Source organism: Streptomyces sp. NPDC002911 (genome assembly GCF_053591835.1).
Genome location: NZ_JBSFUO010000007.1, coordinates 146493 through 162379, shown reverse-complemented (window position 1 = coordinate 162379; position 15887 = coordinate 146493). Strand labels below are relative to the sequence as shown.

10 protein-coding genes, 1 tRNA gene and 1 pseudogene are annotated in these 15887 nt (G+C 69.1%); 3 read left to right on the top strand and 9 right to left on the bottom strand.

All coding sequences use genetic code 11. The features are described 5' to 3' along the window. Positions 1–176 precede the first annotated feature (176 nt). Positions 177–260, bottom strand: a tRNA-Leu gene (locus tag ACWD04_RS13750). A gap of 102 nt (positions 261–362) precedes the next feature. Here ACWD04_RS13750 and ACWD04_RS13745 point away from each other — a divergent pair. Further along, on the top strand, positions 363–1019 hold the full coding sequence (locus ACWD04_RS13745; protein WP_451131408.1) for an ANTAR domain-containing response regulator: 657 nt from the start codon (positions 363–365) through the stop codon (positions 1017–1019). 74 nt (positions 1020–1093) lie between these two features. Here ACWD04_RS13745 and ACWD04_RS13740 read toward each other — a convergent pair whose 3' ends face one another. The 7 genes from ACWD04_RS13740 to ACWD04_RS13710 form a co-directional block, all read right to left on the bottom strand. After that, on the bottom strand, positions 1094–1810 hold the full coding sequence (locus ACWD04_RS13740) for an ABC transporter ATP-binding protein (protein WP_451131406.1): 717 nt from the start codon (positions 1808–1810) through the stop codon (positions 1094–1096). Further along, positions 1807–2682 carry an ABC transporter ATP-binding protein gene (locus tag ACWD04_RS13735; protein ID WP_451131682.1) on the bottom strand — a complete coding sequence of 292 codons (876 nt, stop codon included), beginning with the start codon at positions 2680–2682 and terminating at the stop codon, positions 1807–1809. Before ACWD04_RS13735 ends, ACWD04_RS13740 begins: the two co-directional genes overlap by 4 nt. 5 nt (positions 2683–2687) lie before the next feature. After that, positions 2688–4412: a branched-chain amino acid ABC transporter permease gene (locus tag ACWD04_RS13730; RefSeq protein WP_451131680.1), complete on the bottom strand. Its 1725-nt coding sequence runs from the start codon at positions 4410–4412 to the stop codon at positions 2688–2690. A 5-nt stretch (positions 4413–4417) separates the two neighbouring features. Further along, positions 4418–5350 (bottom strand): branched-chain amino acid ABC transporter permease, encoded by a 933-nt coding sequence (locus ACWD04_RS13725; protein ID WP_382499100.1) that lies wholly within the window; start codon positions 5348–5350, stop codon positions 4418–4420. Positions 5351–5457: 107 nt separating this feature from the next. Continuing rightward, a complete protein-coding gene (locus ACWD04_RS13720; protein ID WP_451131404.1) occupies positions 5458–6696 on the bottom strand; it encodes a branched-chain amino acid ABC transporter substrate-binding protein in 1239 nt (412 codons plus the stop codon). Between the two features lie 589 nt (positions 6697–7285). Beyond that, complete coding sequence (locus ACWD04_RS13715) at positions 7286–7756, bottom strand: PaaI family thioesterase (RefSeq protein WP_451131402.1); 471 nt, start codon at positions 7754–7756, stop codon at positions 7286–7288. A gap of 82 nt (positions 7757–7838) precedes the next feature. After that, positions 7839–10109: an FdhF/YdeP family oxidoreductase gene (locus tag ACWD04_RS13710; protein WP_451131400.1), complete on the bottom strand. Its 2271-nt coding sequence runs from the start codon at positions 10107–10109 to the stop codon at positions 7839–7841. Between the two features lie 270 nt (positions 10110–10379). Here ACWD04_RS13710 and polA point away from each other — a divergent pair, with 270 nt between their 5' ends. Beyond that, a complete protein-coding gene (gene polA, locus ACWD04_RS13705) occupies positions 10380–13091 on the top strand; it encodes a DNA polymerase I (protein ID WP_451131398.1) in 2712 nt (903 codons plus the stop codon). An 8-nt stretch (positions 13092–13099) separates the two neighbouring features. Here the strand turns inward: polA and ACWD04_RS13700 are convergent. Continuing rightward, positions 13100–13983 (bottom strand): annotated as a pseudogene (locus ACWD04_RS13700) (DUF4184 family protein). A gap of 186 nt (positions 13984–14169) precedes the next feature. On the opposite strand from ACWD04_RS13700, the gene ACWD04_RS13695 reads away from it, so the two are divergent. Beyond that, positions 14170–15876: a lytic transglycosylase domain-containing protein gene (locus ACWD04_RS13695; protein WP_451131396.1), complete on the top strand. Its 1707-nt coding sequence runs from the start codon at positions 14170–14172 to the stop codon at positions 15874–15876. Positions 15877–15887 lie beyond the last annotated feature (11 nt).

Sequence of the window (15887 nt, the reverse complement as noted above, 5' to 3'; positions counted from 1 at the left end):
CACTTTAACTGCCGGGCGACATCTGCCCCCGCCGTCCCGGACCTGAGAAGGCCGAGTGCCCTTCGGCGGACTTCTGCCCCGTGGGCGATCACATCTCTACTCTGACGTCCCGGCGCGCACCCGTACGTAGCAGAAAGCGGATGTTCACGAGAACGTGAACATCCGCTTCTGATGAGTGCCCAGTGTGGGATTCGAACCCACATGCCCAAAGGGCACGGCATTTTGAGTGCCGCGAGTCTAACCAGTTCCTCCAACCGGGCAGGCCAGGGGCTGTCAGCGAGTATACCGGGTCTCCGAGCCGAGGTGCTGCTAGGTAGGCTGCAAGGCAGCAGCGCATGCCCGGCCCGCAACAAGGAGCCCCCGTGACCACCCCCGAGTCGCCCCAGCCCGTAGACGCCGTCGACGACGACAAGTCGCACGTCCCGCCGCTGACGACCCGTGTCGTCATCGCCGAGGACGAGGCGCTCATCCGCCTCGACCTCAAAGAGATGCTGGAGGAAGAGGGCTACTCGGTCGTCGGCGAGGCCGGGGACGGGCAGCAGGCCGTCGAGCTGGCGCGGGAGCACCGGCCGGACCTCGTGATCCTCGATGTGAAGATGCCGGTCCTCGACGGGATCTCCGCCGCGGAGAAGATCACCGCGGAGTCCATCGCCCCGGTTCTGATGCTGACGGCGTTCTCGCAGCGGGACCTGGTCGAGCGAGCCCGGGACGCCGGGGCCATGGCGTACCTCGTGAAGCCGTTCAGCAAGAGCGACGTGGTCCCGGCCATCGAGATGGCCGTGTCCAGGTTCGCGGAGCTGAAGGCGCTGGAGGACGAGATCGCGGATCTTTCGCAGCGGCTGGAGACACGGAAGCTGGTGGACCGGGCGAAGAGCATTCTGCAGACGGACTACGGGCTGTCCGAGCCGGCGGCGTTCCGCTGGATCCAGAAGACGTCGATGGACCGCCGTATGTCGATGCAGCAACTGGCGGAGGCGCTGATCGAGGACGCCGAGGAGAAGAAGAAGGCGGCCGAGTAGCCGGTACGGACGTACGAGAGGGGCCCGCTCCCGGACAGACCCGGGGGCGGGCCCCTCTCGTGTGCGTGGCTGCCTCAGTCCTCGCCGAGGTAGGCCTTGCGGACCGACTCGTCGTGGAGGAGGTCGGCGCCTGTGCCGGAGAGGACGACCTTGCCGACCTCCATCACGTGGCCGTGGTCCGCGAGGGAGAGGGCCGCCTGGGCGTTCTGCTCGACGAGCAGAATCGTGGTGCCCGACGCCTTGAGCTCGACGATGGTCTCCATGATCTTCTGCATCATGATCGGCGAGAGGCCCATGGAGGGTTCGTCGAGCATGAGCAGCTTGGGCTGGGACATGAGCGCGCGTCCCATGGCGAGCATCTGCTGCTCGCCTCCGGAGAGGGTTCCGGCGGCCTGCTTCCGGCGTTCCCCGAGGATGGGGAAGAGGTCGTAGGCGCGCTGGACGTCCTTCTCGATGCCTGCCTTGTCGGTGCGGAGGAAGGCGCCGAGCTGGAGATTCTCCGTGATGGAGAGGCGGGGGAAGATGTGGCGGCCCTCGGGGGAGTGGGCGAGGCCGAGGGACACGATCTTGTGTGCGGGAATGCCGTTGAGGGGCTTCCCGTCGAAGGTGATCCGGCCGCCGGAGGGCTTGAGGAGCCCGGAGAGGGTGCGCAGGGTGGTGGTCTTGCCGGCGCCGTTGGTGCCGATGAGGGTGACGACCTGGCCGGCTTCGACGCTGAAGGAGATTCCCTTGACGGCTTCGATCTTGCCGTAGGCGACCCTGAGGTCTTCGACCTCGAGCAGTGCGGTCACTGGTCTTCCCCTTCTGTGCCGGTCGTGCGTTCCGTCTTGTCCGCCGCGGGCGTGTCGGCGTCGGTGGCCGTTTTCCCGGGAGTGTCCGCCTCGAAGGGGGTCCCGAGGTAGGCGGCGACCACGCGTTCGTCGCTCTGGACGACGTCGGGTGTGCCTTCGACGAGCTTTTCGCCCTGGACGAGGCAGGCGACGCGGTCGCAGAGGTTGAAGATGAAGCGCATGTCGTGCTCGATGACGAGGACGGCGATGCCCATGTCGCGAATGGCGAAGATGAGTTCTTCGGTGACGCGGGTTTCCTGCGGGTTCATGCCGGCGGTGGGCTCGTCCAGGAGGAGGAGTCCGGGGTCGCTGGCGAGTGCGCGCGCGATCTCGAGCTTGCGCTGGTCTCCGTAGGGGAGGTTGCGCGCGAGGTGGTCGGCCTTGTCCTCGAGGCCGATGAACTCGAGGAGTTCCATGGCGCGTACGTGGGAGGCCGCTTCGGCCTTCTTGAAGCCGGGTCCGCGCAGGAGCGCGGACCAGAGGCCTTCCTTGGTCCTGGTGTGGCGTCCGACGAGGACGTTTTCGAGGACGGTCATGTTGGCGAAAAGCCGGATGTTCTGGAACGTGCGGGCGATGCCTGCCTGGGTGACGAGGTGGGGTTTGGGGGGCAGGACGGTGCCTTTGTAGCGGACCTTGCCCTCGGTGGGGACGTAGAGGCCGGTGAGGCAGTTGAAGAAGGTGGTCTTTCCCGCGCCGTTGGGGCCGATGAGGCCCACGATCTCGCCCGCGTTGACCTTGAGGTCGACGTCGCGTACGGCGGTGAGGCCGCCGAAGCGCATGGTGACGCCGCCGGCGTCCAGGACCGGGGTGGTCTCGTTGGTGGTGGTCGTCATGTCTTTCACGCCCCCGCCTTCACGGTGCCGACGCCGGAGTCGGGCAAGGTGCCCTCAGGTGTGTCGAGTTGGCCGGTCTCGTGGAACTCGAGCTGGGCGCGCCGGTTGGCGATGAGGCCTTCGGGGCGGAAGCGCATGAGCAGGATGAGTGCGAGGCCGAATCCTAGGAGCTGGTAGTCCTGGAGGAACTGCAGCTTCGCGGGGATCATGTAGAGGAGTGCGGCGCCGATGAGGGGGCCGCTGATGGTTCCCATGCCGCCGAGGATGACGGCGGCGAGGAGGAAGGCGGAGTTGGGCGGCACAGGTCCGGCGAAGACGTACATCTCGGGGACGACGGTGCTCTGGACGTGGGCCTGGACGGTGCCGGCGAGGCCGGCGAGGGTGGCGCCGAGGGCGAAGGCGATGAGTTTGACGCGGAAGCCGTTGATGCCCATGGCGGTGGCGGCGGTCTCGTCCTCGCGGATGGCGACCCAGGCGCGGCCGATGCGGGAGCTGCCTGCGCGGCTGAAGACGAGCACCACGAGGATCATCGCGAGCAGCATGAGCAGGTAGTAGTTGGCGTAGCCGCCGAGTTCGATGCCCAGGATCGTGTGGGATTCGCCGAAGTCGTATCCGAAGAAGACCAGGTCGGGGATGTTGGGTACGCCGTTGGGGCCGTTGGTGATCTGGGGTCCGGATACGCCGTCGAGGTTTCCGACGCTGATGCGGAAGATCTCGCCGAAGCCGAGGGTGACGATGGCGAGGTAGTCGCCGCGGAGGCGGAGTGTGGGCGCTCCGATGACGACGCCGAAGATGAGGGAGACGGCGGCGCCGGTGAGGACGGATGCCCAGAACGGGAACTGGACGTCGAAGGCGGACGCGGTGGTTCCTGAGACGAGTGCGGCGGTGTAGGCGCCGACGCCGAGGAAGGCGACGTATCCGAGGTCGAGGAGTCCGGCGAGGCCGACGACGATGTTCAGCCCGAGCGCGACGGTCGCGAAGATGAGGATGTTGACCGCGATGAGGGTGTACTGGTCGGTGCTCTGGGTGAAGGGGAAGGCGGCTGCGGCCACGAATGCGGCGGCCACGGCGATGGAGCGGTACTTGGTGGTGAGGTGGGAGAGGCGGGCCATGAGGCCTGCCTTGAAGAATGCGGTGACGGCGAAGCCCGCGGTGATCATGTAGCCGGTGAAGAGCTGGGCGTACGCGGTGTCGATGCCGTAGGTGATGACGAAGAGACCGAGGCCGAAGACGGCGACGATGATGAGGATCTCGGCCCAGGAGGGGAGTTCTCGGGGGCGGCCGGCTTTGCGGGTGTCGTCGGGGAGGAGGAAGGCGGTGAGCGGGATGGCGGAGGCCACCGCTGCGACGAATCCTCCGGGTTCCAGGTTGACGATGCCGCCGAGTTCCACGGCGATGGCGATGGCGGTGAACCAGGTGGTGCCGAAGGCGCCGAGGGCCAGGAGCCGGAGAGCTTTGGTGGTGCCGGTGGGTGCGAGCCAGCGCAGGCCGCGGGTGTCGAGTGCGGCGAGTGCGTAGAGCAGGACGAGGGCGCCGGCGACGAGGGTGAGGACCTGGAGGCCGCCGGGATATCCGTAGACGGTGAGGTCGCCGGGGAATTCGTCGGTGTAGGTCCAGGACAGGAAGGTGCTGGCGATGGTGGCGAGGCCGCCGAGGGCGGTGGCCCATCGCAGGGTGGTGGTCCGGGAGCCGTTGGTGGCCGGGGCGGTTGTGGTGGTGTCGGTTGTCATGGCTCTCACGCCCGATCCGCGACGCGCTCACCGAGCAGGCCTTGTGGCCTGACGAGGAGGACGACGATGAGAAGTACGAATGCCCAGACGTTGGCCCAGGCGCCGCCGCCGAGCTGCTGCATGCCGGGGATTTCTTCGATGTAGGCGATGGAGAGGGCTTCGGCGAGGCCGAGGACGACTCCGCCGACCATGGCTCCGTAGATGTTGCCGATGCCGCCGAGTACGGCGGCGGTGAAGGCCTTGAGCCCGAGGATGAAGCCCATCTCGAAGTTGATCTGGCCCTTGTCGAGTCCGTACGCGACGGAGGCGACGGCGGCGAACGCGGCACCGATGGCGAAGGCCATGACGATGATGCGGTCGGTGTTGATGCCCATGAGCTTGGCGGTGTCGGGGTCCTGCGCGGTGGCCTGCATGGCGCGGCCGCTGCGGCTCTTGGCGACGAAGAGGCCGAGGGCGAGCATGCACAGGGGGGCGAGGACGAGGATGAAGGCGTCGGCGCGCTGGATGTAGAGGTTGTCGAAGATCTTGAACGACTCGCCCTGGAATTCCGGGAAGCTGCGCGGCTTCTTCGCCTCGGGGTAGAAGCCCCAGACAAGCTGCTGGAGGACGATCGAGAGACCGATCGCGGTGATGAGGGGTGCGAGCCGTGGGGCGCCGCGCAGGGGGCGGTAGGCGAAGCGTTCGGCCGCTGTGGCTACGGCGACGGAGGCGATTGCGCCGCCGACGATCATGAGGGGTATGACCACCATGAGCGAGGTTCCGCTGGGGAGCGCGAGGTAGGTGGTGAGGGCGCCGAAGCCCCCGATCATGAAGATCTCGCCGTGGGCGAAATTGATGAGCTGGACGATGCCGTAGACCATGGTGTACCCGATGGCTATGAGGCCATAGAGGGCGCCGAGGGCAAGGCCGTTGGCCAGCTGTTGCGGCAGTTCGTTCACCGCAGTGCCTCCGATGAGCTTGTCGGATATGACACCGCGCGGGGGTGCTGTTTGCACCCCCGCGCGGTCAGGAGCAGGTGGGGCGTTGTGGGGCGGTGGTCCGGGGATCAGTCCTCGAACGTGGCGCTCTTGACGTCCTTCCAGGCGCCCTTCTGGACCTCGTAGACGGTGAGCTGCTTGTTGGTGGTGTCGCCGAACTCGTCGAAGGAGACCTTGCCGGTCACGCCGTCGAAGGAGACCTTGGACATGGCCTCGGTGACCTTGGCGCGGGCGTCCTCGGGGAGCTTGCCGTCGTTGTCGGCGACGACGGCCTTGACGGCCTGGATGATGGCCCAGCCGGCGTCGTAGGAGTAGCCGCCGTATGCGCCGTACGGGTCCTTGTAGTTCTGCGCCTCGTAGTCGGCGATGAACTGCTTGGCGGTGGGCAGGGCGTGGACGGGGTAGCCGATGGAGGTGGCGTAGTCACCGTCGTTGGCCTCGCCGGAGGCGCTGATGAAGGCCGGGTCGTAGATGCCGTCTCCGCCCATGGTGGGGATCTTGGCGCCGGTCTTCTTGATCTGGTCGGAGAGGAGGCCGCCCTCGGGGTACTGGCCGCCGTAGTAGACGGAGTCTGCGCCGGAGCTCTTGACCTTGTCGGCGGTGCTGGAGAAGTCGGTTTCCTTGACCGTGACGTGGTCGGTGCCGACGACCTTGCCGCCGAGGCGGGTGAACTCCTCGGAGAAGATGGCGGCGAGTCCGGCGCCGTAGGTCTGCTTGTCGTCGACGACGTAGACCTTCTTCTTCTTGGCGTCGTTGAAGAGGTACTGGGCGGCGAACTTGCCCTGGACGACGTCGGTGGCGCAGGTGCGGAAGTAGGTGTTGAAGACGCGCTTGCCGTTGCCCTTGGCCCAGTCGTCACCCTGGCTGAGCGAGGGGTTGGTGTTGGCGGGGGAGACCTGGGTGAGGTCGGCCTTCTCGAAGACTCCCTGCATGGACTGGGCGACGCCGGAGTTCAGGGGGCCGACGGCTCCGAGGACGTCTGTGTTGCCGACCAGTTTGGTGGCGTTGGCCTGCCCGGAGGCGGGGACGGCCTGGTCGTCGAGGCCTTCGATCTCGAACTCGATGCCGGGGACCTCGTTGTTCTTGTTCGCGGTCTTGGCCGCGAGGTCCACCGAGTTCTTGATGCCCTGGCCGAGCGCGGAGAGGGAGCCGGTGAGCGGGGCGTCGACGCCGATGACGACGGTGGTCTTGGCGCCGCCGTCGCTGTCGCCGCTCTTGCTGTTGTCGTCGCGCGATCCGCACGCGGTGAGGGTGAGTGCACCGGTGGTGAGCACGGTGGTGAGTATGAGCAAAGAACGGTGTCGCACGAAAGGTCCTTTCCCTGGCGCGGCCTCCTCTGCTGAGGTGCCGTGACGATCGCCGGGCCGTACTGGTCGATGAAGGGCAGTGCAGCAGAGGCGCCCGGCGGCGCGGTGACTGGCCGTGACTCTATGGCCAGGTGGAGGGGTGCGGGACGGGTCCGCTGATGATGTGACTGTCTTGTTATGCCATGGGGAAGGCTTGGTGGTCGCTGTGTGGACATGTATGGCTTTACGTCGGGTGCCGAAGTGACCGCATGGTGAGAACGTGCAGCTCTGCTAAGGGGCTTGGGGTGATCTTGGTGCTGTCGTGTGAATCGGGGCGCAAGGGGCGCGGAGGAGGTCGGTCGGGTGTGCGGGGGGCGGGGTGTGTGACGTTTTTCGCGTATTGCACACATGTTACGCAGTGTTACGGCGGTGGGATGCGTTTAGGCGCCGCAGGGGTGGTGTGGCTGTTGAAGTGGGTAGCGGGATGGGCTTGCGGATCAGCGGTGTTGACCGTGCGTGTTCGGTAACTTCCCGGAAATGCCCCGGATATGGGTCTGCCCGGTCCGGGATGCGGTGCGCATTCCGGACCGGGCAGCGAGGTGTCGGGTGGTCAGCCTGCGGTGAGGTCCGGGGCGTCGCGGAGCAGACAGGTGAGGCGGGCGGTGCAGACCCGCTTGTCCTGTTCGTCGGTGATGACGATCTCGTACGTGGCGGTGGAGCGGCCGCGGTGCACGGGGGTGGCGACGCCCGTGACGAGGCCGCTGCGGACGCCGCGGTGGTGGGTGCAGTTCAGGTCGACGCCGACGGCGACCTTGGTGGTGCCGCCGTGGAGCATGCTGCCTACGGAGCCGAGGGTCTCGGCGAGGACGGCTGACGCGCCGCCGTGGAGCAGCCCGTAGGGCTGGGTGTTGCCTTCGACGGGCATGGTGCCCACCACGCGTTCGGCGGAGGCCTCGACGATGGTGACGCCCATGCGCTCGCCGAGGTGTCCGGCGGAGAAGAGCGCGGGGAGGTCGACGCCGAGTGCCGCGTACTCGTCGATGATCTCCTGGGGGAACGTGGGTGCGGTGTGCTCGCCCATGGGGTGCGGCTCCGATCGTGTGCGGTCGTTGGTGTGCACTGTTCTTATCAGACGACTGAGCGTGCGCTTAGGCTATGGGAGCTCAGGTGGTCTCGAACCGGACGACGACCGATTTGCTGGCCGGGGTGTTGCTGGTGTCCGCGGTGGCGCCGAGCGGGACGAGCACGTTGGTCTCCGGGTAGTACGCGGCGGCGCAGCCGCGGGCGGTGGGGTAGTGGACGACGCGGAAGCCGGGGGCGCGGCGTTCGACGCCGTCCTTCCACTCGCTGACGAGGTCGGTGTAGGCACCGTCGGCGAGGCCGAGGGCATGGGCGTCGTCGGGGTTGACCATGACGACGCGGCGGCCGCCCTTGATGCCGCGGTAGCGGTCGTCGAGGCCGTAGATGGTGGTGTTGTACTGGTCGTGGGAGCGCAGGGTCTGCAGGAGCAGCCGGCCTTCGGGGAGCTCGGGGTGTTCGACGGGTGCGGCGGTGAAGTTGGCCTTGCCCGTGGTGGTGGGGAAGCGGCGTTCGTCGCGGGGGGCGTGGGGGAGGCTGAAGCCGCCGGGCCGCGCGACGCGGGTGTTGAAGTCCTCGAAGCCCGGGATGACGCGTGAGATGCGGTCGCGGATGGTGCCGTAGTCCTTCTCGAAGTCCTCCCAGGGGGTGGTGGAGGAGGGGCCGAGGGTGGCGCGGGCCAGGCGGGCGACGATCGCGGGTTCGGAGAGCAGGTGGGGGCTCGCGGGGGTGAGGTTGCCGCGTGAGGAGTGGACCAGGCCCATGGAGTCCTCGACGGTGACGAACTGCTTCTGCCCGGCCTGGATGTCCTTGTCGGTGCGGCCGAGGGTGGGCAGGATCAGGGCGCGGGTGCCGGTGACGGCGTGCGAGCGGTTGAGCTTGGTCGACACGTGGACGGTGAGCCGGGCGCGGCGCATGGCCGCTTCGGTGACGGCGGTGTCGGGGGTGGCGCCGACGAAGTTGCCGCCCATGGCGAAGAAGACCTTGGCGTCACCGTCGCGGAGTGCCTGGATGGCCCGTACGACGTCGTAGCCGTGGTGGCGTGGCGAGGTGATGCCGAATTCCCGGTCGAGTGCGTCGAGGAAGGCGGTGGAGGGCCGTTCGAAGATGCCCATGGTGCGGTCGCCCTGGACGTTGGAGTGGCCGCGGACGGGGCAGACGCCGGCGCCGGGGCGGCCGATGTTGCCGCGCAGGAGGAGCAGGTTGACCACTTCGCGGATGGTCGGCACGGAGTGCTTGTGCTGGGTGAGGCCCATGGCCCAGCAGACGATGGTGCGTTCCGACGCGAGGATCATGGCGAGCGCCTGCTCGATGGTGTCGCGGTCGAGGCCGGTGGCGGTGAGGGTTTCGTCCCAGTCGGCGGCGAGGGCGGCCTGGGCGAATTCCTCGTAGCCGTGGGTGTGTTCCGCGATGAAGCCGGTGTCGACGGCTCCGTCGGCCTCGATGATCATCTTGTTCAGGAGGCGGAAGAGTGCCTGGTCGCCTCCGATGCGGATCTGGAGGAAGAGGTCGGTGAGGGCGGCGCCTTTGAGCATGCCGCGGGCGGTCTGGGGGTTCTTGAACCGTTCCAGGCCGGCTTCGGGCAGCGGGTTCACCGAGATGATCTTCGCTCCGGCGGCCTTGGCCTGTTCGAGGGCCGAGAGCATCCGGGGGTGGTTGGTGCCGGGGTTCTGTCCGGCGACGATGATCAGGTCGGCCCGGTGGAGGTCTTCGAGGCTGACGCTGCCCTTGCCGATCCCGATCGTTTCGGTGAGGGCGGAGCCCGAGGACTCGTGGCACATGTTGGAGCAGTCGGGCAGGTTGTTGGTGCCGAACTCGCGGGCGAAGAGCTGGAGGAGGAACGCGGCCTCGTTGCTGGTGCGGCCGGAGGTGTAGAAGAGCGCCTCGTCGGGGGAGGAGAGCGCGGTCAGCTCCTCGGCGATGATCTCGAAGGCGCGGTCCCAGGTCACGGGCTCGTACCGGTCGGCGCCCTCGGGCAGATACGCAGGTTGCGTGATGCGTCCCTGCTGGCCGAGCCAGTAGCCGCTGCGGGTGGCCAGATCGGCGACGGGGTGGGCGGCGAAGAAGTCGGGGGTGACGCGGCGCAGGGTCGCCTCCTCGGCGACGGCCTTGGCGCCGTTCTCGCAGAATTCGGCCGCGTGGCGCTTGTCGCCCTCCGGCCAGGCGCAGCCGGGACAGTCGAAGCCGTCCTTCTGGTTGACCTTGAGGAGGGTCTGCGCGGTGCGCCGCACGCCCATCTGCTGCTGGGCGATGCGCAGGGTGTGGGCTACGGCCGGCAGTCCGGCGGCGGCGTGCTGGACCGGGTCGATCTGCGGCGCGTCCTGGACCGGGTCACCGGTCGGGGGCTTGGTGGCCATGGTGCTCCCCTTCGAGCCGTCGGTCGCCTCCGAGCGCGTGCGGTCGCGCGCGTCGCGTCCGTGCGTGGTGTGGCGTCCTGTCGTGTCTTCTTACGCCTTCACTGTCTTTGATCCTGTCATGCACGCGTGGCGGGGTGCTCCGTGGGAAGCGGGGGAGGCCGGTCCGGGGCGGTGGTGTCGGGAGTCCTTGCGGTGCCGGGGCCGGGGCCGGGGCCGGGGCGGGGCGGTGGCCGGTCCGGATTGTCAGTGGTCCGTGGCAGGATCGGGGGCGTGGCTGAGACGGCATCGAAGAAGACGGCAGACAACCGACCGCGCCTGCTCCTTATGGACGGGCACTCCCTGGCGTACCGGGCGTTCTTTGCGCTGCCCGCGGAGAATTTCACGACGGCGACGGGGCAGCCGACGAACGCCGTGTACGGCTTCATGTCGATGCTGGCGAACACGCTGCGCGACGAGGCGCCCACGCATTTCGCGGTCGCGTTCGACGTGTCCCGTAAGACCTGGCGCGCGCAGGAGTTCCCGGCGTACAAGGCGAACCGCTCCAAGACCCCCGACGAGTTCAAGGGGCAGGTCGAGCTGATCGGTGAGCTGCTGGACGCGATGCGCGCGGACCGGTTCGCGGTGGACGGGTTCGAGGCGGACGACGTCATCGCGACGCTGGCCACGCAGGCCGAGGCGGCGGGCTTCGAGGTGCTGATCGTCACGGGTGACCGGGATTCGTTCCAGTTGATCACGGACAACGTGACGGTGCTGTATCCGACGAAGGGCGTCTCGGAGCTGACGCGCTTCACGCCGGAGAAGGTCCAGGAGAAGTACGGGCTCACGCCGAGCCAGTATCCGGACTTCGCGGCGTTGCGCGGTGACCCGTCGGACAACCTTCCGGGTATTCCCGGTGTGGGGGAGAAGACGGCGGCGAAGTGGATCAACCAGTTCGGTTCCTTCGCCGAGCTGGTCGAGCGGGCCGACGAGGTCAAGGGCAAGGCCGGTCAGAATTTCCGGGACCACCTGGACGCGGTGAAGATGAACCGTGTGCTGACCGAGATGGTCCGTGACGTGGAGCTGCCGAAGGTCCCGACGGAGCTGGAGCGTGCTCCGTACGACCGCACGGCGGTCACCGGGGTGCTGGACATCCTGGAGATCCGTAACCCGAGCCTGCGCGAGCGGCTGCTCGCCGTCGACCCGGGTGCTGAGGAGGCCGGTCCGCCGGAGCCGGCGGCCGGCATCGAGCTGGACGGTGCGGTGCTGGGGCAGGGCGAGGTCGCCCCGTGGCTGGAGGCCCATGGCGGGCAGCCCCTCGGCCTGATGAGCGTCGACACCTGGTCACTGGGCACCGGCTCCGTCACCGAGATCGCGCTCGCGGCCGCTGACGGGGCCGCGGCGTGGCTGGATCCGGCCGAGCTCGACGAGGCCGACGAGCAGGCGTTCGCCGCCTGGCTCGCGGACCCCGGGCGGCCCAAGGTCCTGCACAACGCCAAGAACGCCCTGCGGGTCTTCCCCGAGCAGGGCTGGCATCTCGACGGCATCACCATGGACACCGCGCTCGCCGCCTACCTCGTCAAGCCGGGGCGGCGCTCCTTCGCCCTGGACGCACTGGCCGTGGAGTATCTCGGCCGCGAGCTGGCCCCGGCCGCCGCGTCCGACGGCCAGCTGGCCTTCGGCGCCGACGACCGTGCGGAGGCCGACGCCCTGATGGCGCAGGCCCGTGCGGTGCTGGACCTCGGGGACGCGTTCACGACGCGCCTGAAGGAGGTCGGGGCCACCGGGCTGCTGCACGACATGGAACTGCCCACCTCCATCATGCTGGCCCGTCTTGAGCGGCACGGCATCGCCGCCGACCGGGCCCATCTGGAGGCCATGGAGCAGCAGTTCGCCGGTGCGGTGCAGCAGGCGGTGAAGGAGGCGCACGCCTCGGTCGGCCGTGAGTTCAACCTCGGCTCGCCCAAGCAGCTCCAGGAAGTGCTCTTCGGCGAGCTGACTCTGCCGAAGACGAAGAAGACGAAGACGGGTTACACGACCGACGCGGACGCGCTGGCCTGGCTGGCGGCTCAGACCGAGCACGAGCTCCCGGTCATCATGCTGCGCCACCGCGAGCAGGCCAAGTTGAGGGTCACGGTCGAGGGCCTGATCAAGACGATCGGTGCGGACGGCCGTATCCACACCACGTTCAACCAGACGGTCGCGGCGACGGGCCGGCTCTCCTCCACCGACCCCAACCTGCAGAACATCCCCGTCCGTACGGACGAGGGGCGTGCGATCCGCCGGGGCTTCGCCGTCGGTGAGGGCTTCGAGACGCTGATGACGGCGGACTACAGCCAGATCGAGCTGCGGGTGATGGCCCACCTCTCCGAGGACGCCGGTCTGATCGAGGCGTTCACTTCGGGGGAGGACCTGCACACGACGGTCGCCTCGCAGGTGTTCGGCGTGGAGAAGTCGGCCGTCGACGCGGAGATGCGCCGCAAGATCAAGGCGATGTCGTACGGGCTGGCCTACGGGCTGTCCGCATTCGGCCTCTCCCAGCAGCTGAACATCGAGGCCGGCGAGGCGCGCGGGCTGATGGACACCTACTTCCTGCGGTTCGGCGGGGTACGTGACTATCTGCACCGGGTCGTGGAGGAAGCCAGGTCCACCGGGTACACGGAGACGGTCTTCGGCCGGCGCCGCTACCTCCCGGACCTGAACAGCGACAACCGCCAGCGGCGCGAGACGGCCGAGCGGATGGCGCTCAACGCCCCGATCCAGGGGACGGCCGCCGACATCGTGAAGGTCGCGATGCTGCACGTGGACCGGGCGTTGACGGAGGCGAAGCTGACGTCACGGATGCTGCTCCAGGTCCATGACGAGATCGTTCTGGAGATCGCTGCGGGCGAGCGGGAGCAGGTCGAGGAGATCCTGCGCCGGGAGATGTCCTCGGCGGTCGAACTCCGTGCCCCGCTGGACGTCTCGGTCGGTGTCGGCACCGACTGGGAGACGGCCGCGCACTGAGTCCCGCTTCAGGAGCTGTGCTCAGGCGGCGTCCTGGCCGGGCGGGCCCGTGCGGTGTCCGCACGGAGCCCGCCCGGCGGCCGGGGCCCGGAAGGTTTCCGCAGGAGCCGCATCCACGCGCCGTTGAGCACCAGGCCGGCCGCCAGGCCCGCCCCGGCGCCGAAGCACGCGCTCGGGATGATGTCGAGGGGCGTGTCGACGCGCCCGAAGTGGGCGTACCAGCGGGCACACCGGTGGGACGACGTCCAGCAGGACGCACAGCACGAGGAATGCGCCGGCCCACCGGCGTTCGGCCCGGCCCGGCACCGGAACGGACTCCGGCGCCGGAGCCGCCCCGGTGCGCCGCAGACCCGTGTACGTGAACCACGCCAGGAGTATCAGGGCCACGGCCGGCCTGCCGTACTGGACGACCTGGAACACCGGGTGGCCGCCGAGGCTCCGGTTGAGGACGGGGAACAGCTCCGTGCCCCACCGGCCGTGATGCGTGAAGGCGTCCCACACGACATGGGTTCCCGAGCCGATGACGGCGGACACGACGAACCACACCGCCTCGGAGATCACGGGGCCGCCGGGCTCCCGGCGCCTCCCCCGTACGAAGTGTGCACGCGTCCCTGTGCCGCCCTCGGCAGCAACGCGACGAGAGGTTCGCGCAGCAGGAGCCAGAGCGCCACCACGGCGCCGGTGATGAGGACATCCACGGTGAACACCCCCGCACGGCGTGTGTCACCTCGCCGAACTCCATGGCCCCGGGGACGACCGAGTCCGCGTAGTAGGTCATATCGGTCGCGAACGACCCGGCCACGAGCGCGGCGGCCACAAGAGGTCCACGGCCGGGCCCGGGCCCGCGGATCCCCGGGAGCACCGCTACGGCATGGCTGAGGGTGAAGGGCATGGCGCCACGTATGCGTGAGCCCGCGTCACCCGCCCGGAATGTCCTGGTGACTTGGCGGCAGGGAAGCTGAGAAATCGGTAAGAACCGGTCCGGGGCCAGTGTGCGGGCGGGGGGAGTTGTCGTAGGGTCGCCTGAGTTCTCGCGCGGGGAGCGCGGGCAGCCGTCGACGGGGAGGAACCAGATCGTATGGCAGCGCAATTCGGCCGCAGGCTGCGCAGGGGGGCCACCACCACCGCGGTGGCGGCGGCTGCCGTAGCGGCCCTCTCCGCCTCCCAGGCTCCCGCCGTACCGCACCCCGACAGTGGCGCGGGTGACCAGTCGGCGGCCGATGCGATACCGCCCGGCGACAGTGCGGCCACCGGCAACTCGCCGTACCACACGGACCTTCCGCCGCTCACCACGCCCGGCAAGCCCGGTGCGTCCGTGAACCTGCCGGTGGCCGGCAGCGCGGAGGCGGGCATACCCGCCTCGGTCCTGGCCGCCTACAAGAAGGCCGAGCAGGAGCTCGCGAGCACCGACGCCGCGTGCCGTCTGCCGTGGCAACTCCTCGCCGCGATCGGCAAGGTCGAGTCCGGCCAGGCCCGGGGCGGCAAGGTCGACGCGAACGGCACCACCCTCTCCCCGATCCTCGGCCCGGCGCTCAACGGCCAGGGATTCGCCCTCATCAAGGACACCGACGGCGGGGCGTACGACGGGGACTCGACCCACGACCGTGCGGTCGGCCCCATGCAGTTCATCCCGTCCACCTGGGCCACCTGGGGCCAGGACGGCAACGGCGACGGTCGCAAGGATCCCAACAACATCTACGACGCGACGCTGGCAGCCGGGCGCTACCTCTGCGCCGGCCCCCGCGACCTGACGCTCGCCACGGACCTCGACCGGGCAGTGCTGAGCTACAACCACTCGACGGAGTACCTGCGTACGGTGCGCTCCTGGTTCGACTACTACAAGCGCGGCACCCACGAGGTCCCGGACGGCACGGGCGTCCTCCCGAGGGACACCGGCACGTCCTCCCCGTCCTTCCCGTCCCCCACGCCTCCCGCCGCCGGGACCACCCCGCCGGCCACCTCCGCGCCGGCCACTCCGCCCGCCACCACACCTCCGCCGGCCTCGACGCCTCCGCCCACCGAGCCGACGCCTCCGCAGACCACGCCCCCGCCGACCACGCCCCCGCCGACCACGCCTCCGCCGACCACCCCGCCGCCCGCGGCCTTCGGCAGCCTCGAGAACGCGGGCACCGGAACCCTGACCGCCACGGCGGGGGAGGCCTTCGCCGAACGCGTCAAGGTCCGGGCGCGGAACACGCTCGGGGCCCCCCTCGCCAAGACCTCGGTCACCTTCACCGTCGTCGGTGACTCGGACGCCCGCTTCACCGGCGGGAAGCGCACCGCGACCCTGACCACCAGGGCCGACGGCACCGTCACCGCCCCCGCGCTGACGGCAGGTGAGCAGACCGGCACCTTCAAGGTGACGGCTGCCGCCGGCACCACCAAGCCGCGCACCCTCACCTACACCGCGAACGTCACCGCCCGGGTGGCGGACACCATCGCCCGGACCGACGACAAGGCCCTGACGGCCGCCCCCGGCGCCGAGTTCGCCGACCGGGTCGAGGTCAGGACGGCGTACAAGGGCACGGGGGTGGCGGACACCGCCGTCACCGCCACGATGGTCACCGATGCGGAGACGCCGGCCGCGAACGACAAGGGTCCGTACTTCGAGGACGCGGACGGCAATCCCGTCCGCACCCTGGACCTGACGACCGGCGCCGGCGGGCTCCTGGTGCTCCCGAAGATCTACGCCGACGACACGGCGGGCACCTACCGGCTGCGGCTCACCACCGCGAGCGGCGCCACGCTGACCGTCGAGCTGAAGGTCGAGGCCCCCGTGGCCTGAGCCGCACGGGA

Coding starts and splice junctions, on each gene's coding strand:
- ACWD04_RS13735 (WP_451131682.1), bottom strand. CDS start 2,682: ATGACGACCACCACCAACGAGACCACCCCGGTCCTGGACGCCGGCGGC.
- ACWD04_RS13730 (WP_451131680.1), bottom strand. CDS start 4,412: ATGACAACCGACACCACCACAACCGCCCCGGCCACCAACGGCTCCCGG.
- ACWD04_RS13715 (WP_451131402.1), bottom strand. CDS start 7,756: ATGGGCGAGCACACCGCACCCACGTTCCCCCAGGAGATCATCGACGAG.
- ACWD04_RS13710 (WP_451131400.1), bottom strand. CDS start 10,109: ATGGCCACCAAGCCCCCGACCGGTGACCCGGTCCAGGACGCGCCGCAG.
- ACWD04_RS13695 (WP_451131396.1), top strand. CDS start 14,170: ATGGCAGCGCAATTCGGCCGCAGGCTGCGCAGGGGGGCCACCACCACC.